This window comes from Pseudomonas sp. FSL W5-0299 (genome assembly GCF_005930655.1).
In the GTDB taxonomy this organism is placed as follows: domain Bacteria; phylum Pseudomonadota; class Gammaproteobacteria; order Pseudomonadales; family Pseudomonadaceae; genus Aquipseudomonas; species Aquipseudomonas mandelii.
The window spans coordinates 107776-124714 of record NZ_RXHX01000018.1 but is presented as its reverse complement, the minus strand read 5'-3'; the positions used below and the strand labels follow the sequence as shown (position 1 = coordinate 124714).

The window sequence follows — 16939 nt, the reverse complement described above, 5'->3', positions numbered from 1 at the left end:
GGCTCGCTTCCACATGGGTTGTGCTGTGAATCCACTATTTTGTGAACACCAGGAATCAACTGTGGGAGCGAGCCTGCTCGCGATGGCGGTCTGTCAGTCAATATTGACGGAGACTGATACACCGCCATCGCAAGAGACTCGCTCCCGAATTTCTTTTGCGCTGTGGCTTAGAGGGTGAAATCGCCTTCGGCCGCCAGTTCGCTCAGTGGGCGACGTGGGCTTGGTTCTTCGCGCGCTTGCAGGTAATCGGCCAGCGTCGCTTTATCGCCCAGTTTGCCCACGGCCACCGCCGCGTGCAGTGCGTAACCTTCAGGAATGTTCAGCTCTTTGCGGGTCAGGTCCTGGTCGAAACCGGCCATGCCGTGGGTGTGCCAGCCGCTGATGCTCGCTTGCAGCGCCAGATGGCCCCAGGCCGATCCGGTGTCGAAGGTGTGCCAGAGGGCCGGGGTCTCTTCGGTGGCGCCGGGTACCGCGAAGGTGGTTTTAGAGATCACGATCACCAATGCCGAGGCGTGTTGCGCCCAGCCGCGGTTGAATTCATTCAGCAGGCCCAGAAAACGCTCCCAGTTCGGCGTATCGCGGCGCGCGTAGAGAAACCGCCAAGGCTGGGAGTTGTAGGCCGATGGCGCCCAGCGTGCGGCTTCGAAGAAGCTCAACAGGGTTTCTTCGGGAATGGTTTCGCCGGTGAAGGCGCGGGGCGACCAGCGATCGGTGAACTGAGGGTGGATCGCATACTCGGCAACGCGTGGGTTTGCACTCATCAAGAGATTCCTTGCTTCGTTTGAAAGTGAGGGGCGTCTAAAACCCGCAGGCGCAGTTCACCTGAATGCAACGCGGTTGAGCGTTAATGGCATTTGGGCATGGCTCCTTGCGACTGGCAAAACTACGTGGCGGCGCAAAAACTGACAAGCCCCGATCTACCGGCAGTCGCCAATGCTTGGCCCGCAAGGGCCTTGGCACTAGACTGGCGGCCTTTTCACCACCTGATGTTGATGCTCGAACCATGGCCGCCAAAGTCGAACCGTTCTGGATACGCAAAACCCTCGATCAACTCGATCCGCAGGAGTGGGAATCGCTGTGCGACGGGTGCGGTCTGTGCTGCCTGCAAAAGCTCGAAGATGAAGAGGACAACTCGGTCTATTACACGCGCATCGCCTGCAAACTGCTGGACCTGAAAACCTGCCAGTGCACCGACTACCCGAACCGTCGTGACTTTGTGCCGGACTGCATCCAGCTCACGCCGGGCAAGGCCGAAGAATTCCGCTGGTTGCCGCCGACCTGCGGCTATCGATTGGTCAGTGAAGGCAAGGACTTGCCCCTGTGGCATCACCTGGTGTGCGGTGATCGCGATGCGGTGCACCATGAACGCATTTCCCAGTCCGGGCGCATGCTCGCCGAAGGCAGCGTGTCCGAGGATGACTGGGAAGACCATCTGATCTTTCGCGCGGGCTGAATGCCCCACGGCATGTGTGGCCACCAACAGGCAGTAACGACAAAAAAAGGGGCCGCTTCGCAGCCCGGCGCGAGCAAGCTCGCTCGCCACAACAGGAGTGTGTATGGCTGTGCGATTGCGGCGGGCGCTGGCCGTCGGGCTACTGGCCCTGAGTTCGTCCGTGTGGGCGGCGAAGAAGGTCGATCTGGATTATCACGTGCGCCTGTTGCCGCAAAGCGATCAGGCCGAAGTGCGGCTGACGCTGGCCCAAGGCTCGGCGGTGCGCAGTCTGGATTTCGATCTGGGCGACGGCAGCCACTACAGCGACTTCAAGGCCGACGGCCAATGGCAACTCACGACGGGCAAGCAGACGCGCGGCGTTTGGCGTCCGGCCACTGACAAGGCCAGCCTGACTTACCGCGTGCGCATCAGCCATGGACGCAAGAGCGGCAGCTTCGATACGCGCATGACGCCAACCTGGGCACTGATGCGCGGCGACGACCTGGTGCCGCCGGCCAGACTCGATCAGCAGGACGGCATCGAGCTGATTTCACGCCTTGAATTTGAATTGCCCAGCGGCTGGAAAAGCGTCGAGACCGCCTGGCCGCGCATCGGCAAGAACAAATTCCGCATCGATAACGTCTCTCGACTGTTCGACCGGCCCACGGGCTGGATGCTCGCCGGCCACCTCGGCAGCCGTCGCACCAGGCTTGGGGAAACCGAAGTCACCGTCGCCTCGCCCCAAGGCCAGGGCATGCGCCGCATGGACGTGCTGACGCTGCTGACCTTTGTCTGGCCGCAGGTTCAAGCCGTGTTTCCCCGTCATCCCGTCAAACTGCTGATCGTCGGCGCCAACGACCCGATGTGGCGCGGCAGCCTGGCCGCGCGTGAATCGATCTATCTGAACACGCGCCTGCCGTTGGTCAGTGAAAGCGGCACCAGCGCGGTGGTGCGTGAATTGGCGCAGGTTTTCGGGCGGATCAACGACAAACAGCGCAGTGACTGGATCAGTGAAGGGTTTGCCGAGTATTACGCCATCGAACTGGTGCGCCGTGCGGGTGGCATGAGTGATGAGCGGTTTGAGAGTTTGCACCGCCGGTTGGTCAAGGACAGCCAGAAAGTCACCACGTTGCGTGGCGAACAGGCGAACCCGGCGCAGGTCTCCAAAGCGGTGTTGTTGCTACAGGAACTGGATCGCGAGATTCGTTTGAAAACGCGCAACAAGCGCTCGCTTGATGATGTGTTGCGCGGGGCGATGCATCTGGGGAGTGTGGATACCAAAGAGTTTGTTCAGCTCGCGGAAAGCGTGATTGGCGAGTCTTCCAAGGTCCTTGATACCGAGCTGCTTCAGTAAAACCGTCTTCGCGGGCGAGCCTCGCTCCTACAGGGTTTATGTGATCACACCAATTCTGTAGGAGCGAGGCTTGCCCGCGAAGAGGCCGTCAGCCTCAGCAAAAATCCCGGATCAAACCCCGGTCTTCGGCGACTTCAACGAATCGTTGCCTGTCACCGTAGCGGTATGGGTCGCCGCCTCGGCATTCGCCTTCAACTTGCCCAACTCTTCCCCGGCCCGCTCGATCTTCGCCCGAACGTTGTTCATGTCCCGGCGGCTTTTCTCCAGCAGGCTTTTCGCCGAGCTGTGCCCGGTAATCCCGCGAGCCAGCGCGACGCCGCCGATGGCCACCTGGATCAACCCGAAAAAACCGCCGCGACGCAGGCCCTTGCCCATCATCAGCACGCCGCCGGCCAGGGAGCCGACACGTTCCCAGCCGTGAACGTTCTGCTCGGAATGAGTCTGGAACGGGGTGGATTCGATGCGTTCTACGCGCTTGAGTTCGCTCATGATCTGTCTCCTGGCAGGCAAGGCTGCTTCAACAATAGATAGATAAGCTGACTGCCGGGGCGGTCGGCTTGTTCCATCGAATGTGCGGTGATTCAGCGGAATTTTGCCCCGGAGCGGGTGTTGAGACCCTTGGCCATGCGGTCGTAGAGCACGACGTTGACCGTGGCGGCCAGGTTCATGCAGCCAGCGGTCGGGATGTAGACCACGTCTTCGCACCAGTCGCGAATCTCTTTATCCAGCGAACCGTCTTCCGGGCCGAAGATGTACAGGGCGCGGTCAGGGTGGGTGTATTCCGGCAGCGAGCGGGCGCCTTCGACCAGTTCCACCGCGACGGGCACACAGCCCAAGGGCAGGATTTTCTTCAAGTCGTCGATGCCGATCAGCGGGATGTCGTAGTGGACGCGCTTGGTGTCGGTGACGAAGTCGGCGGCGCGTTCATAACGCTTGCCGGTGTAGAACACGGACGCCACACCATAGCAGCCGGCGGCGCGCATCACCGAGCCGACGTTTTCCGGTGATTTGGGGTTATACAAACCAATGCAGCTGTACCGTTTGTCTGCCACGAGCGGGGTGCCTTTGAACAAAAGGCACGATTATACGGGAATGTCCGGCACTGTTCAGAAAAGACACCGCGGGTGCCGACGTAAACCGAGCCGGAACGCGGTCATGCCTGCCGCCCGTTTTGCCAGCAGGCGCGATTTTGATCGCAATGGCAGGCTTGGCCCGCGACTGGAAAGCCTTCGGGTTTGTATTGTATGGTAGGGCGTTAACGGAGTACGGGTTGGCTGACTAATGGAAGGTCATGAGATCTTTCTTCTTATAGATAAGTACAGAGAAGGTATTTATGCAGGAAAGATACAATCCGGCCGAGGTCGAAACTAGCGCTCAAGCCGATTGGGCTGCCAGAAAAACATTTGAAGTTTCCGAGCATCCTTCGCGCCCCAAGTATTATGCGTGTTCCATGTTGCCGTACCCGTCGGGGAAACTGCATATGGGGCATGTTCGCAACTACACCATCAATGATGTACTGGCGCGGCAAATGCGCATGAAGGGCTTTAACGTATTGATGCCAATGGGCTGGGATGCGTTCGGGCTGCCCGCTGAGAACGCGGCCCTGGCGTCCAGTCAGTCGCCGTCCGACTGGACGCGTCAGAACATTCAGGACATGAAGGGACAGTTGAGCCCCCTTGGGCTTAGTATCGACTGGAGCCGTGAAGTTGCAACCTGTGATCCGGACTATTACAAATGGAACCAATGGTTCTTTTTGAAGATGCTTGAAAAAGGTATTGCTTACAAACATACTCAGGTTGTTAATTGGGACCCTGTTGATAAAACCGTACTGGCCAATGAACAAGTTATTAATGGCCGGGGCTGGAGGTCAGGCGCGCTGGTCGAAAAGAGAGAAGTACCTGGCTATTACTTTGCTATCACTCAATATGCCGAGGAACTGCTCAAGGATATTGATGACCTGGATGGTTGGCCGGAAATGGTCAAGTCGATGCAGCGCAACTGGATTGGTAAAAGTGAAGGGGTGAGCTTCGCGTTCACTCATCAAATACAGGATAAAAACGGCACCCTCATCGAGGAAGGGCGGCTGTCGGTGTTTACCACCCGCGCCGAAACCTTGATGGGCGTGACGTTCTGCGCAATCCCCCCGGAACACCCGATCGCCCTGCGGGCAGTGGAACTCAATCCTGAACTGGCTCAGGTGATCGGGAAGTTCCAAAGTGGTGGCACCAGCGAAGCACAATTGTCCGGCATTGATCAGGACGGCGTCTTCACAGGCCTCACTGTCGAGCATCCCGTCAGCGGTGCGTCGATCCCGGTTTGGGTGGTGAATTACCTGGTTGCGGGGTACGGCACGGGTGCGGTCATGGGAGTGGCGGCTCACGATGAGCGTGATTTTTCATTGGCCCGTAAAAAAGGTCTCCCGATCCGACCGGTCATCGCCATTGAAGGGCTGGAGTACGACGCCCGTGCGTGGAATGCGTCATACGCCGCGAAGGATCGGGGTGTGTTGATCAATTCTGGCGCATTCGACGGCCTGGGACTGAAAGAGGCAAGCGAAGCCATCAGTGCCGAACTCGCCAACCACGGCGGCGAGAAAAAAATCAATTGGCGACTTCGGGACTGGGGCATATCCCGCCAGCGCTACTGGGGCACGCCGATCCCGATGATTTATTGCGACCGGTGTGGTGATGTCCCGGTGCCGCTCAAGGACCTGCCGGTCATTTTGCCTCTGGACTGCATACCCGACGGGTCCGGCAATCCCTTGCTCAAACACCCTGATTTCCTGCATGTCGATTGTCCGTCCTGCGGCAGCCCCGCACGGCGTGAAACCGACACGATGGACACGTTTGTCGATTCCAGCTGGTATTTCATGCGCTACTGCGAGCCGGCTAATCAAGAAGCGATGGTCGCCGGGCCGGCGAAATACTGGATGCCGATGGATCACTACATCGGCGGCGTCGAACATGCCGTTCTGCATTTGCTGTACGCGAGGTTCTGGACCAAGGCGATGCGTGACGAAGGGCTGATCGAGATCGATGAGCCATTCAAGAACCTGTTCACGCAGGGCATGTTGCTGCGTGAGTGCTTCTATAGAGAAGCGGATGATGGCGCCAAACGCTGGTTCTACCCGGCGGAAGTCGATGTCAGGTTCGGCGATGGTGGTCAGGCGCTTGAGGCGCTCGCCAAGGAAGATGGCTTGCCCGTCACGATGGGCGGCATCGAAAAAATGTCCAAGTCGAAAAACAACGTCGTCGAGCCACGGGAAATCATCGAGAAATTCGGTGCAGATACGGCTCGCCTGTTTACCATTTTCGCTGGCCCGCCCACGCAAAGCATTGTCTGGAGTGACAGCGGCGTGGAGGGCGCCTATCGCTACCTGCGGCGGTTATGGAGTTTCGCCTTCAAGCACCGGGACACCCTCGTGGCTTCAGTGCAGCAAGGCAGTCTGGACGAGCACTCGGCGCAACTGCGGTTCGAGATTCATAGCGTGTTGGAGAGCATCAACAAGGACTATGAAAAGCTGCACTACAACACGATCGTCTCCGGCGTGATGAAAATCCTCAACCTGCTGGAGAGCGAGAAGGCTGCCTCTGGTACCGTCATTCGAGAAGGGCTCGAGATCCTGTTGAAAGTTATCAACCCGATTACGCCACACATCGCCCATGTGCTCTGGACCGAACTGGGGTTCGCCGGGGACATTCTCGAATCGCAGTGGCCCGTTGCGTCACCTGACGTATTGACTCGCTCGGAGTTGAAACTGATGGTGCAGGTCAACGGCAAGCTACGCGGAGAAATTGTGGTGCCTGCCAAGGCCGACCGGGCCGAGATAGAGGCCTGTGCGCTCAAGGATGAAGCGGTCGCGCGGTTTATAGAGGTCACTCCGAAAAAGATCATCATTGTGCCGGGTCGCTTGGTCAACATCGTTCTGTAACAATCTGAAGCAGGGAGTGCTCGCTCCTTGCTCCATTACACCAGCGCCAGCCTTTATGACGGGCGCTGGTGACTCAACTCCTTCCGGCCCCGCTATCTCAAGGGGCCGCTTGAGCAACACCAGCCTCGTGGTCTGTCAAAGCCCTTCTGGAAACACTGAAACGGCCGGTTTAAAGGCCTCTCTTCTCCAAAAGTCATGAATCACAAACGAAAATGTTGATTGTTTTTAATATTCAAACGAAATAAAAATAATAGTTTTAATTCTTTTTTAATATTAAAAAGTTATATAAATAACAGCGGTTTTCTCTTTTTGGGGCGGATGGCAATCGGCCAGATAGCCAGCTTCTTACAGACGTTTAGCTAATAAACAGGTGAGTAAACAATCATCGGTTTTTCGGGTAGCAGTCGACCCGCAGGTCGTCAAATTTAATAATCAGGTTGGATCCATTATTTGTTTATAACGAAAAGTTGCATGTTGACACAGATTTTCATTTGTTTAGATTGGGGGCGTTCGTTATCAGCGGACATAAATAACTAATAGAGGAATATGAATCATGCCTATCGAAAAAACTTCCATAGCATCTACCGAAACCTCGATCAAAACTGCTGTAGATAACTGCCAGAAAATCAGCGAACAGTATGATGTTGCAGATTTCGTGGAAATCGAACGAAACGAAGCTTGCCTGCAGCATGGTGACGGTGGCGTTAACTGAGTTAACCCGCTTTTGTCATAAGCTGTGTCGGAACAGGGCAAGTAAAATTGCCCTGTTCCATTGTTCAGGAGTAAGCAGGCATGGTTGCCAGTCTGTCGGTAAATTCCGATTTAAGAATTATTACGCTTGAAAACTATGCGTTGGCTTATCTGATAGGCTCACACAAGAGAATTCGAATTTCCTTTCCCGTTGTCGAGTATCTACTTGGCTTTTCCGCGCGTTCAATCCCGCCTGAAACAGACAGTGGGTCGTTATCCGATTTGCTGGAAAAGTTGATAGGTAGCGGGTTTGTCAAACTAAGCGATAGCGCCACTGTCAGTGAAGATAGAACCGCTGAGTTGGAAAGCTACAACTGGAAAAGTGCTTCAGACTATTTGAACGTCACGCACAATTATCCGTTTTTTGAATACGACAAGGACGGTCGCACCAAAGACAATAACCGGATGCAAGCGTATCTGGCCATGGAAGAGGAAATGGAGCGTTTCAAAGCCTACCCTGACGCCCCGATCTCGGTGCAGGGCGTTAACCCGCAACGCAGTGCAGCACTCATCAGCGCTGGCGGCACGGGAAGCGACCTGGAGAACATCCTGAGTGCAGTGAGTCTCAGCCTGGGTGTACAAAAGGAAGCGCAACTCAATACGGGTGGTCGGGTATTCAAGAAGACTGTACCCAGCGGCGGCGGGCGGCATCCAGTCGAGGCTTATCTGGTGGACTTCGCCAATCAGACGGTCCTTCACTTCAATGCCGTGACGTATAGCTTTAATACCGTCAAACATGTTGAGACCCCGGATCTCTATACGCCGCTGTTTGGCGTCCGGGATTCGTATATTGATTTTTCTGTCAATTTCGCCGTTGTCTTTACCTGTCTCTGGGAACGCAATATGTTCCGTTATCGCGAGCCGAGAACATTCAGATCGGTTCATCTGGACGCCGGGCACGCTTCGATGCAAGTCGAAACGGCACTGCTGAAGATGAAGTACAGAAATCAAGCTCAATACAACCTTCAGGTGATAAATTTCGAACGTATGTTGGAACTCGATCCACTTGTGGAAGGGGTGATGAGTGCCGTCATGATCGGAGGGCAATCGAATGCTGCATGAAAGCCTGAAAAACGCTTATATATCGTTCGCCAAAAATTGTGACCATATTCTAGAGTTCAGTGACTTTAGCAGTGGCAGAAGTTTCGAAGTCGCGCCCTCTTTTTTTATCCGTCCCGACCATGCCGCCCGGCTCGCCGCGGTACGAAATGAAAGTACTCCGGCGACGGACACCCTGATTAATCCGCAGAGTATCTTGCATTGGTCTGACAGAGGATGGGAAGCGTGTATCCCGTTCTACTTGTTGTCCAGAACCATCAAGTACGTTGATGATGATAAGGATCGGGTGAAGATTCTCGATAACAAGTATCTTGAATATGAGTCGGCTTCATTGTGCCCGGTACCGAAAGTTCCGGTGTTTATCGACAGCGTTCAACCCGTTCTTGCGCTGCGAAAAATTGCATCAGCCAGTAACGACTGGATCCCGGGTTTTCCGGAAAAAGCACTCAAGCGCAGGAGTCATCGACAATTCAAGGCACTCCCTCTTGAAGTTGATGAGTTTCTGGAAATATTGGCACACTCGGTATCGAGGTTGCTGGAAACACTGGACATGTGTCGGCGTCTGGAAGGCAGTCGCTTGAAATACACCAAGAATTTCGGTGCGGCATTTTCCGTGTATGTCGTGGTGTATGACGTTGTCGGTCTGACACCGGGGGTTTACTTTCTCGAACTCGAGAAACAGCGCTTGGGGTTGATCAAAGAGGGAGATTTCAGAGAGCCAATGTCTCGCATCATTTGGGGCATGGTCGCGCCCAGGACAGCCAATTACACGCTGGTGCTAACCGCAACACCCAGTTCCTATGCCTGGCGTTACCGACACGACAAAGCCTTGAGAAACCTGTTTATCGAGGCCGGGAGAATCATGCACATGCATGTCAACGCGTGCAGTGAGTTCAATGTGCAGGGCGTTACCACCCCGGCGACAAGGGATGATGAACTTCGAGCGGTCCTGTCCATCGATCTGGCCAGCGACGAGATTCCTATGTACACGGCAACGATGGGGAAAGTCGGAAGCAGAAATGCCGACGCGTGACGATGTCCTCAGCGATATCTTTTTTGTCATCACCGGGGCCGTGGATGTCATCAAAGGTATCAGCGTGCTGATGTTGATGACCGTCGCCTTTCCTGATCAGTTCAGTGTGTTGAGTGTAAACATAGACATTATGTCCGCGTTGATTCCGTTTGCATCGCCCTGGGTCATTTCTTTTTTACAGTTGTCAAAAGTATCAAGGCATCGTGCCTACAGTAGATGCGCGGCCGCACTGTTAGTCGTCGGGACACTTATTTCCATTGTGTATATGCTGCTTTCACTCAGCATGATTGAGGAGAGTCGCGATAACGCGGGTCTGCTGATATTTCTGTTACTTAGAATGGTATCCGTCTGCGTTCTGGTATTCGCTTCACTCAATCAGGCCTACTTGATGTTGCTGGGGTATGGTCGGACAGTGTTCTGGCTGCAGATGGGCGTGTGGTTGTGCAACATCGGACTTTACTTGACGCTGTGGCTGAGCGGTATGGGGTTTTCGTATGTCGTGGCAGGCCTGGGGATGGTGGCAATCGACCTGGCGTTATTTGTGGTCGGCATGTCGATACTTAAAACCTCCGGAAATATCAGCATTAAACCGATAAGACCCTCGTTGATGTTCAGTTTGAAAATCAGACGGATTGTCTTGCCGGAATTGTCCACGGTGGCCAGTATTTCACTGTCCGGTTTATTGTTGAGCGTTGTGGCGTTCAAGATAGCGCCTGAAGACTTCGCTGATTTTCGCATTCCCTTTGCGTTTCAAATGGCCTGCTGGATGATCTGTGCGCGTGCTGCCGTGTTGATCATTCGTCGAAATTCAGCGCAAGACTCTGCGCTGTTTTTCAGGGCGATTATTTATACGTTCAAGGTCACCTGGTTTGTTCCGTTCGGCCTGGCATTGATCGCCAGTGTTCTGGTAAATCAAATATCGCCGGGGCAATTCATTCATTCGCTGGTGGCGATGACCTACTACCCGGCCATGGTCATTGTTATCTCGCTGAATGGGGTGTTTCGGCTGAACGCGATGAACAGGGTTATTTCCGCCGCCAATAAATGGCTGTTGGTTTTCTATTTTGTGCCTTTGAGTGCGTTGATCTATTTTGGCTATATTGGAGCGGCGCAGATTATCCATTTCGTGGGCATCAGTTATATGGCCAGGCTGTTGTTGATGTATCACTTGTACAGGAAAAGGATTTTTCTGGATGATAATCGATGCCTTGTTTGAGTCAAAAAAATCACTGTACAGGTATGACGCGGATACGGGTCGGCTGCTGTTTTCACAGAATGAGCGTTTGTTCGAAAGGCTGACGGACGAGGGAGTCGACAGCAGGGCGCAGGCTGCGAATTTGATGGCTGGCGCGATTTATGAATGTGAGCGCTGCAGAACCCACTACTCGAGCGGGGGAAAAACCGCCATCAATCAACGAATGCGAACCCAATCTGTATTGTTTGGTAAACCTCGACTCCGGTGTACGCCCCAGCTTGAAGAAGCCAGTGACCCAGCGGTTGCGGATTGTGTGTTCGAGGCCATCAGATTTGTTTTCAGGAACAACGCAATCACGTCGTGGGCAATCAAGGATCTGGGGCCAGGTGTTCGGCGTGTCTATCCCTCTAATGGCGCGGTCCATTCTTTGGAATGTCGATATACAGATAGGCACGGCCATTGTTTTCTTTATGACTCGTACCATGATCGGTTTTTCGTGATACACGACGCCACGACGATCGGTGAACGTCCAGGAAAGCTGGTCATTCAATGTGATTTCGAACGGCTGGCCGAACGCTATCGAGACGTGAGAAGTCTCAGCGCACTTTATATCGAGTTGGGCCATTCGATAGCGGCGTTATTTCATGCGCTGCAGGTCAGAAATAAAAACCCGGTGTCGCTCGAACTGAGCGGTTTTAAACCGACCATGAATTATTGCTGCTCATCCATGGCGATCATCACGCTATAAGGAGTGCGCATGCATAAGCTGATAAAACTGGACGAAGCGACGGTTGGGTTTATTGAGCTTGATATGCCGCTGTATTCGATTATTTACAGTTGCTGGCGAGAGGCGCGTACGTTGAATGTGCGGGAGTTTGTACAACTGACTCGACGGATGATCGACGTGTCTGATAGTACCTGGTTGCAGCGTAAAACATCACGCGAGCTGGGATACGAAACAAGTAGTTGGCGTCTGGATGAAGTGAAGCATCGTTGCATGGCACTGATAGAAAAGTGGGGTGACCCCCAGCTGGACATTGTTCAAGTCTCCTCGGAGGACGTGATATTTCAGCAGTTACAGAAATCACTTGAAGATGAAGTCAATGTGGGAAGGCAGGCTTTATTATTTTTGTTTATATCGACACGTTCAGTCGAATCGGATAAGCGGGTGAATTGGTTGCGCGCGGGGTTCATGGCTCAACAACTCAGTGTCATTGCTGCTGACGGCGGACTCGGCAGTTTTGCCAGTCATGGTCATGAACATCCGAGCAGTGAAGCGTATGGCGGGCTAAATATTGAATACGTGTTATGGATTGGATAGGGAGATTGAGATGAGTCTGGGCGCTGACGATGTAAAAATCTACGACGGGATAATATCGACAGAGTTGGCAAGTCAGTTGAGCTCGCTGGCTAAAAAACCGATCTGGCAGTACGGCTGGCGTTCTAATGTTCAAAACGATAATTATTTTTTCTGGCACTCGCACTTTGCCGGTGGAGATACCAGTAGCGAGACGGACAGCGCCGCTATTTTAGCCGACAGGCAGGGGCTGCAATCGGTCAGCGCGCTATGGCTACAGATCGAAGCAGCCATTGGTTCATCGCAGAATCTGCTTAGGGCGTACGCCAATGGACATACCTACGGCACGGAAGGGTATGCGCATAAAGACAGTAGCCGAGAGGACTATCTGTCTTCGATCTATTTTGCCCATGACGACTGGCAACAAGACTGGGGGGCCGAGCTCCTGTTTTACGGTGAGGGTGGGGAAATCATAAAGTCAGTGGCCCCTCTGCCAGGGCGCATCGTTATATTTCCCGGGTGCATTCTTCACCGCGCCAGCTCCCCCAGCAGGATTTGCCCCATGCTGCGGGTCAGTTTTGTTTTCAAGTCATCGCCCAAGTAAGCGCTGGTAGCGTGCCTTTGTGTGGGCGAAAGGGCTCAGTCTTCCTTTTTCATCAGCCCCGCCAACGCCGCAAACGGGTTATGCGTCGCCTTGGCGATTTTCGGCGTGCTCAGCGAGCCTTCGTGAAAATACTGCTGGTCGGTATACCGCGAGTGTTCGTTGTCGTGGCAATACAGGCACAACAATTCCCAGTTCGAGCCGTCCTGCGGGTTGTTGTCGTGGTTGTGGTCGCGGTGGTGCACGGTCAACTCGCTCAGGCGTTTGCCGGAGAACTCGCGGGCGCAGCGGCCGCACACGTGCGGGTACATCTTCAGGGCCTTGTCGCGGTAACCCATTTCCTTGTCGCGCTGGTTGTCGGCGAGGATGCGATCCAGCTTCGAGGTATTGGTCGGCGTTGACGAACTCATGGGTTCACCTTTGTAAAAGACTAATGACGGTTATGGCGTGAGTTTAGCTCAGCCCTTGAGCTTCTCGGCAATCCAGATGGTGTGGCGGGTGCCTTTGTTGCCGTGGGCGAAGACCTGGACTTCTTCGGCCTTGAAACCGGCCTTCTTCAGCTTGTCGGAAAACTGCTTGTCGGCGCTGGCCGACCACACTGCCAGCACGCCTTTGGGCCGCAGGGCCTTGGCGCAGGCGCTCAGGCCACCGGCGGAGTAAAGCCAGCTGTTGGCCCGTTGGGTCAGGCCTTCGGGGCCGTTGTCGACGTCGAGCATGATCGCATCGAAACCTTGCGGCTCGGCTTGCAGGACTTTGGCCACGTCTTCCAGGCGAATCACGGTGCGCGGGTCGAGCAGCGGATTGCCGGCTTTCTCGCCCAGCGGCCCGCGATTCCATTCCACCACGCCAGGCACCAGCTCGGCGACCACCACTTCAGCGGTCTTGCCCAAATGCTTGAGGGCCGAAGCGAGGGTAAAACCCATGCCGAGGCCGCCGATCAGCACTCGCGAGTTCGGCCGGCCGGCCACTTTGCGACACGGGATCTCGGCCAGGGCATCTTCTGAGCCGTGCATGCGGGTGTTCATCAATTGCCCGCCGTCGCCGCCCTGGATCTTGATGACGAAATCCTCGCCATACTCGAACAGGCACAAGGCGCCGCCGTTTTCAGGGATAGGGGCGGTGTCGAGCAGAACGAAACGTTTCATGGAAATCTCAAATTGGGGGAAGGCAAACAGAGGCAGTTGGGAGTAGCCTGCCAATGACAACAAGGCCAACGGAGCCATTGATGAAGCGCACCATTCTAACGGTCATTGCCTTGGCCGCGCTCTCGATAAGTGCAGTGCAGGCCCAGCAGTTGCAAACCATTCCAGCAAGCCCTGCGCCGATCCCCGGTTCGCCCGGCACGGCGACCCCGACGCCGTATCCGCCCATCACCCCGACCACCTTGCCCAAGGCCGGGCCTGGCAGTGGCGGCCCACCGCTGGTGCCGATCGAGATGCCCAGTCCGCCGACCAAGGATCAACCGGTGCCGGGGATTGAGCCGAACAGCACGAAAACCAAAACCCCAGGCGGTTAAACCTGCTGCGAGAGCAGTTGCCCGTCGGCCATGCGCAAACGTTTGGAAAGGGCGACGGCGAGGGCGCGGATGATCTTGGCGGCGATTTTCGGCGCCTCGTTGATCATTTTTTCCAGAGAGTCCTTACCCAGGTTCAGCAGTTGGCAGTTGCTGGCGGCCACGCAACTGGCCGAGCGGCGTTCGCCATCAAGCACCGCCATTTCGCCGAACGAGCGACCGCTGCGCAGGGTGGCCATGGTCACCAGCTGCCCGTCGCCGTTGGTCTTCTGCACCGACACCTGGCCGGTATGGATGATGCACATGAAACTGCCGGCATCACCCTCATGGAAAATCTCTTCGCCTTCGGCGATGGTGCTGATGCTGAAGTAGCCGGAGGCCGCGGCGAAGTCTGCCGGCAGCAATTGATCGAACAGGCCGCAGTCCATCAGCCAGTCGCGGATTTCGTTGTTCAGTAAGGTCGGTTCTGACATGTCGGCACGGTCTTTTTCTTGTGTCTGGTTCCGGTTGTTCGGGACATCCCCAATCCCTGTGGGAGCGAGCCTGCTCGCGATTGCAGTGTGTCAGTCACGCAATTATTGACTGAAAGTCCGCTATCGCGAGCAGGCTCGCTCCCACAAGGGAGTTGTGTTGTATTGGGCCCGGTGTCTGGTCTTAAGACCGAAACACCGGGCCAAGTTCCTCAGGCAATCCCCAAAACCTTGAAAACAAATGCGTATTCGAGTGCTACGTCACGCAATCCCTGGTAACGACCGCTCATCCCGCCATGCCCGGCGCCTAGTTCTGTCTTGAGCAACAGGGGATTGGTGTCGGTTTTGGTCGCGCGCAATTTCGCCACCCACTTCGCCGCTTCCCAGTACTGCACGCGGCTGTCGTTGTAGCCGGCGATCACCAGGGTCGCCGGATAGGCTTGCGCGGTGACGTTTTCGTAAGGGGCGTAGGCCTTGATCCGATCATAAACGTCCGGTTCTTCAGGATTGCCCCACTCGTCGTATTCGGTGACGGTCAACGGCAGGTCCGGGTCGAGCATGGTGTTGAGCACGTCGACGAACGGCACTTCGGCAATGGCCGCGCCAAACAGCTCGGGTCGCTGATTGAGTACCGCGCCGATCAGCAAACCGCCGGCACTGCCGCCGCTGATCGCCAATTGTGCTGAGGTGGTGAAGCCGTTGTCGATCAGGTGCTCGGCACAGGCTATAAAGTCGCTGAAGGTGTTGTGCTTGTGTTCCTGCTTGCCGGCGCGATACCAGGCCTCGCCCAGTTCACCGCCGCCCCGTACGTGGGCAATCGCAAACGCCACGCCGCGATCCAGCAAGCTCAAGCGGGCATGAGAGAACCACGGGTCAAGGCTTTCGCCGTAAGCGCCGTAGCCGTAGAGATACAGGGGCGTCGGCTGACCGAGGGCTTCGCGCTTGACCACCAGGCTGATCGGTACTTGCGTGCCATCGGGTGCCGTCGCCCACAGGCGCTGGCTGACGTAGGCGTCGGCGTCGAACGGGCCGAGCACCGGGGTTTCCTTGAGTACTTTCTGCTCGCCACTGTCCAGCTCCAGCTGGCGAATTTGCGCCGGACGGTTCAGGGCTTCGTAACGCAGGCGGATCCGCTCGCTGACAAACTCCAGGCTGTTCTGCACATGCAGGCTGTACGCCGCATCCGGCAGTTGCACGCGGTAGCTCGGCAAATCCTGCGGGTGGACTTCAATCACCGGCAAGCCACCGACCCGCAGGCTCAACGTCATCGCGCCGACGTTCAGGCTCATGCCCTCGATCATCGTGCTGTCGCTGTGGGGGATCAGGTTCTGCCAGTCGGCCTCGGTGGGCGCAACACCGGTATCCACGGCGGTGTACAGAGCAAAGTTGATGCCGTCGCGGTTGGTGCGGATGAACCAGGCCCACTCGCCGTTCAGCGTGCCGTGGTCGACGTCGTATTCATGGTCTTCAACCCGTGGCGCCAGGCAAGTGAAGGCCTGCTGCGGCTGCGAGGCGTCGAGGGCCCAGACTTCGCTGGTGGTCTTGCTGCCCAGCGACAGCAGCAATTGCTGTTCGGAACTGGAGCGATAGCAATGCAGGAAGAAGCGGCCGTCCGGCTCGTTGAACACTTCTTCGGCCGCCGTGCCGTCCAGTCGATAGCGCAGCAGTTTGTGCGGACGGTGGGTGTCGTCCAGTTCGCCGAAAAACAGCGTCAGGCTGTCATTGGCCCAGGTCATGCTGCCGTCGCAATCCTGGAACTCAAGTTCGCTGACACGGCCGTTGGACAATTCCTTCACGAACAGCGTGTAGATCTCATCGCCCGTGGAATCGATGCTGTAGGCTAGGCGCTGGTGATCCGGGCTGACGCTGAACGCGCCGAGGGAAAAGAAGCCGCCATTGGCCAGTTCGTTCGGGTCCAGCAGCAGCTGTTCCTGGCTTTCGTCGAGTTGCAGGCTGTCATCGGCCGGGCGTGGGCAGCGGTAGTGGCGGGCGTATTCGTCACCGGCGGTGGTGCGCGTGTAATACAGGTACGGGCCCCAAGGGGAGGGCAGCGACAGGTCGGTTTCGAGAATCCGGCCCTTGATCTCCTCGAACAGGGTTTCGCGCAGCCCGGCCTGATCGGCGGTCTGCGCCTCTTGGTAGCTGTTTTCAGCCTTGAGGTAGTCGAGCACCGCGTCGGTGTCGCGCTCCTGCAGCCAGGCATACGGGTCAGGGCCGTCGGCCTTGTGGGCAATCGGGGCGCTGGTGACGTTGGCGGATAAGGGCATGAAGGACTCTCGGACGTTGTACGAAAAATAGGGTTTT

At 56.0% G+C, this 16939-nt stretch carries 18 protein-coding genes; 11 read left to right on the top strand and 7 right to left on the bottom strand.

Annotation, left to right across the window (positions count from 1 at the left end; translation table 11 throughout):
* Nucleotides 1-167: 167 nt before the first annotated feature.
* Nucleotides 168-761 (bottom strand): nitroreductase family protein, encoded by a 594-nt coding sequence (locus FHL16_RS20860; RefSeq protein WP_077749176.1) that lies wholly within the window; start codon nt 759-761, stop codon nt 168-170.
* 242 nt (nt 762-1003) lie between these two features.
* Between FHL16_RS20860 and FHL16_RS20855 the strand changes: the two genes are divergently transcribed.
* Both FHL16_RS20855 and FHL16_RS20850 read left to right on the top strand, forming a co-directional pair.
* On the top strand, nt 1004-1453 hold the full coding sequence (locus FHL16_RS20855) for a YcgN family cysteine cluster protein (RefSeq protein WP_010462140.1): 450 nt from the start codon (nt 1004-1006) through the stop codon (nt 1451-1453).
* 103 nt (nt 1454-1556) lie between these two features.
* Nucleotides 1557-2786, top strand: coding sequence for a hypothetical protein (locus tag FHL16_RS20850; protein WP_077749175.1), 1230 nt, complete (start codon nt 1557-1559; stop codon nt 2784-2786).
* A 111-nt stretch (nt 2787-2897) separates the two neighbouring features.
* Here FHL16_RS20850 and FHL16_RS20845 read toward each other — a convergent pair whose 3' ends face one another.
* Nucleotides 2898-3275 carry a YgaP family membrane protein gene (locus tag FHL16_RS20845; protein WP_077749174.1) on the bottom strand — a complete coding sequence of 126 codons (378 nt, stop codon included), beginning with the start codon at nt 3273-3275 and terminating at the stop codon, nt 2898-2900.
* A gap of 92 nt (nt 3276-3367) precedes the next feature.
* A complete protein-coding gene (locus tag FHL16_RS20840; protein ID WP_077749177.1) occupies nt 3368-3838 on the bottom strand; it encodes an RNA methyltransferase in 471 nt (156 codons plus the stop codon).
* Between the two features lie 281 nt (nt 3839-4119).
* Between FHL16_RS20840 and leuS the strand changes: the two genes are divergently transcribed.
* The 8 genes from leuS to FHL16_RS20805 all read left to right on the top strand — a co-directional run bounded on the left by leuS (nt 4120) and on the right by FHL16_RS20805 (nt 12655).
* Nucleotides 4120-6717 carry a leucine--tRNA ligase gene (gene leuS / locus FHL16_RS20835; protein ID WP_077749173.1) on the top strand — a complete coding sequence of 866 codons (2598 nt, stop codon included), beginning with the start codon at nt 4120-4122 and terminating at the stop codon, nt 6715-6717.
* A 553-nt stretch (nt 6718-7270) separates the two neighbouring features.
* Nucleotides 7271-7429, top strand: coding sequence for a hypothetical protein (locus tag FHL16_RS34080; RefSeq protein WP_177346243.1), 159 nt, complete (start codon nt 7271-7273; stop codon nt 7427-7429).
* A gap of 80 nt (nt 7430-7509) precedes the next feature.
* The gene (locus FHL16_RS20830; protein ID WP_077749172.1) at nt 7510-8529 is read left to right on the top strand and encodes a hypothetical protein; all 1020 of its coding nucleotides are present in this window, start codon (nt 7510-7512) and stop codon (nt 8527-8529) included.
* Complete coding sequence (locus FHL16_RS20825; protein WP_077749171.1) at nt 8519-9559, top strand: nitroreductase family protein; 1041 nt, start codon at nt 8519-8521, stop codon at nt 9557-9559. Before FHL16_RS20830 ends, FHL16_RS20825 begins: the two co-directional genes overlap by 11 nt.
* Nucleotides 9546-10775 carry a hypothetical protein gene (locus FHL16_RS20820; RefSeq protein WP_077749170.1) on the top strand — a complete coding sequence of 410 codons (1230 nt, stop codon included), beginning with the start codon at nt 9546-9548 and terminating at the stop codon, nt 10773-10775. Before FHL16_RS20825 ends, FHL16_RS20820 begins: the two co-directional genes overlap by 14 nt.
* Entirely contained in the window at nt 10753-11502 is a 750-nt protein-coding gene (locus FHL16_RS20815) for a hypothetical protein (protein ID WP_077749169.1), read from the top strand. The genes FHL16_RS20820 and FHL16_RS20815 overlap by 23 nt, the downstream gene beginning before the upstream one ends.
* A 9-nt stretch (nt 11503-11511) precedes the next feature.
* Nucleotides 11512-12075, top strand: a complete 564-nt coding sequence (locus FHL16_RS20810) for a hypothetical protein (RefSeq protein ID WP_077749168.1) — start codon at nt 11512-11514, stop codon at nt 12073-12075.
* A 10-nt stretch (nt 12076-12085) separates the two neighbouring features.
* Entirely contained in the window at nt 12086-12655 is a 570-nt protein-coding gene (locus tag FHL16_RS20805) for a 2OG-Fe(II) oxygenase (protein ID WP_077749167.1), read from the top strand.
* A gap of 35 nt (nt 12656-12690) precedes the next feature.
* Here the strand turns inward: FHL16_RS20805 and FHL16_RS20800 are convergent, their stop codons facing one another.
* Both FHL16_RS20800 and FHL16_RS20795 read right to left on the bottom strand, forming a co-directional pair.
* Nucleotides 12691-13062, bottom strand: a complete 372-nt coding sequence (locus FHL16_RS20800; RefSeq protein ID WP_028624492.1) for a YajD family HNH nuclease — start codon at nt 13060-13062, stop codon at nt 12691-12693.
* 48 nt (nt 13063-13110) lie between these two features.
* Nucleotides 13111-13797, bottom strand: coding sequence for a spermidine synthase (locus tag FHL16_RS20795; RefSeq protein ID WP_010462130.1), 687 nt, complete (start codon nt 13795-13797; stop codon nt 13111-13113).
* Between the two features lie 80 nt (nt 13798-13877).
* Here FHL16_RS20795 and FHL16_RS20790 point away from each other — a divergent pair, with 80 nt between their 5' ends.
* Nucleotides 13878-14168, top strand: coding sequence for a hypothetical protein (locus FHL16_RS20790; RefSeq protein WP_077749166.1), 291 nt, complete (start codon nt 13878-13880; stop codon nt 14166-14168).
* Here the strand turns inward: FHL16_RS20790 and FHL16_RS20785 are convergent.
* Together FHL16_RS20785 and FHL16_RS20780 are read right to left on the bottom strand one after the other, a co-directional pair.
* Nucleotides 14165-14638 (bottom strand): cyclic nucleotide-binding domain-containing protein, encoded by a 474-nt coding sequence (locus FHL16_RS20785; protein ID WP_077749165.1) that lies wholly within the window; start codon nt 14636-14638, stop codon nt 14165-14167. The two genes, FHL16_RS20790 and FHL16_RS20785, sit on opposite strands and share 4 nt — an antisense overlap.
* 209 nt (nt 14639-14847) lie before the next feature.
* Complete coding sequence (locus FHL16_RS20780) at nt 14848-16902, bottom strand: S9 family peptidase (protein ID WP_077749164.1); 2055 nt, start codon at nt 16900-16902, stop codon at nt 14848-14850.
* Between the last annotated feature and the right edge of the window lie 37 nt (nt 16903-16939).

What these genes read in the sequence shown, in the direction of transcription:
- FHL16_RS20860 (WP_077749176.1), bottom strand. Translation starts at nt 761, where the DNA reads ATGAGTGCAAACCCACGCGTTGCCGAGTATGCGATCCACCCTCAGTTC.
- FHL16_RS20855 (WP_010462140.1), top strand. Translation starts at nt 1,004, where the DNA reads ATGGCCGCCAAAGTCGAACCGTTCTGGATACGCAAAACCCTCGATCAA.
- FHL16_RS20850 (WP_077749175.1), top strand. Translation starts at nt 1,557, where the DNA reads ATGGCTGTGCGATTGCGGCGGGCGCTGGCCGTCGGGCTACTGGCCCTG.
- FHL16_RS20845 (WP_077749174.1), bottom strand. Translation starts at nt 3,275, where the DNA reads ATGAGCGAACTCAAGCGCGTAGAACGCATCGAATCCACCCCGTTCCAG.
- leuS (WP_077749173.1), top strand. Translation starts at nt 4,120, where the DNA reads ATGCAGGAAAGATACAATCCGGCCGAGGTCGAAACTAGCGCTCAAGCC.
- FHL16_RS34080 (WP_177346243.1), top strand. Translation starts at nt 7,271, where the DNA reads ATGCCTATCGAAAAAACTTCCATAGCATCTACCGAAACCTCGATCAAA.
- FHL16_RS20830 (WP_077749172.1), top strand. Translation starts at nt 7,510, where the DNA reads ATGGTTGCCAGTCTGTCGGTAAATTCCGATTTAAGAATTATTACGCTT.
- FHL16_RS20825 (WP_077749171.1), top strand. Translation starts at nt 8,519, where the DNA reads ATGCTGCATGAAAGCCTGAAAAACGCTTATATATCGTTCGCCAAAAAT.
- FHL16_RS20820 (WP_077749170.1), top strand. Translation starts at nt 9,546, where the DNA reads ATGCCGACGCGTGACGATGTCCTCAGCGATATCTTTTTTGTCATCACC.
- FHL16_RS20815 (WP_077749169.1), top strand. Translation starts at nt 10,753, where the DNA reads ATGATAATCGATGCCTTGTTTGAGTCAAAAAAATCACTGTACAGGTAT.
- FHL16_RS20810 (WP_077749168.1), top strand. Translation starts at nt 11,512, where the DNA reads ATGCATAAGCTGATAAAACTGGACGAAGCGACGGTTGGGTTTATTGAG.
- FHL16_RS20805 (WP_077749167.1), top strand. Translation starts at nt 12,086, where the DNA reads ATGAGTCTGGGCGCTGACGATGTAAAAATCTACGACGGGATAATATCG.
- FHL16_RS20800 (WP_028624492.1), bottom strand. Translation starts at nt 13,062, where the DNA reads ATGAGTTCGTCAACGCCGACCAATACCTCGAAGCTGGATCGCATCCTC.
- FHL16_RS20795 (WP_010462130.1), bottom strand. Translation starts at nt 13,797, where the DNA reads ATGAAACGTTTCGTTCTGCTCGACACCGCCCCTATCCCTGAAAACGGC.
- FHL16_RS20790 (WP_077749166.1), top strand. Translation starts at nt 13,878, where the DNA reads ATGAAGCGCACCATTCTAACGGTCATTGCCTTGGCCGCGCTCTCGATA.
- FHL16_RS20785 (WP_077749165.1), bottom strand. Translation starts at nt 14,638, where the DNA reads ATGTCAGAACCGACCTTACTGAACAACGAAATCCGCGACTGGCTGATG.
- FHL16_RS20780 (WP_077749164.1), bottom strand. Translation starts at nt 16,902, where the DNA reads ATGCCCTTATCCGCCAACGTCACCAGCGCCCCGATTGCCCACAAGGCC.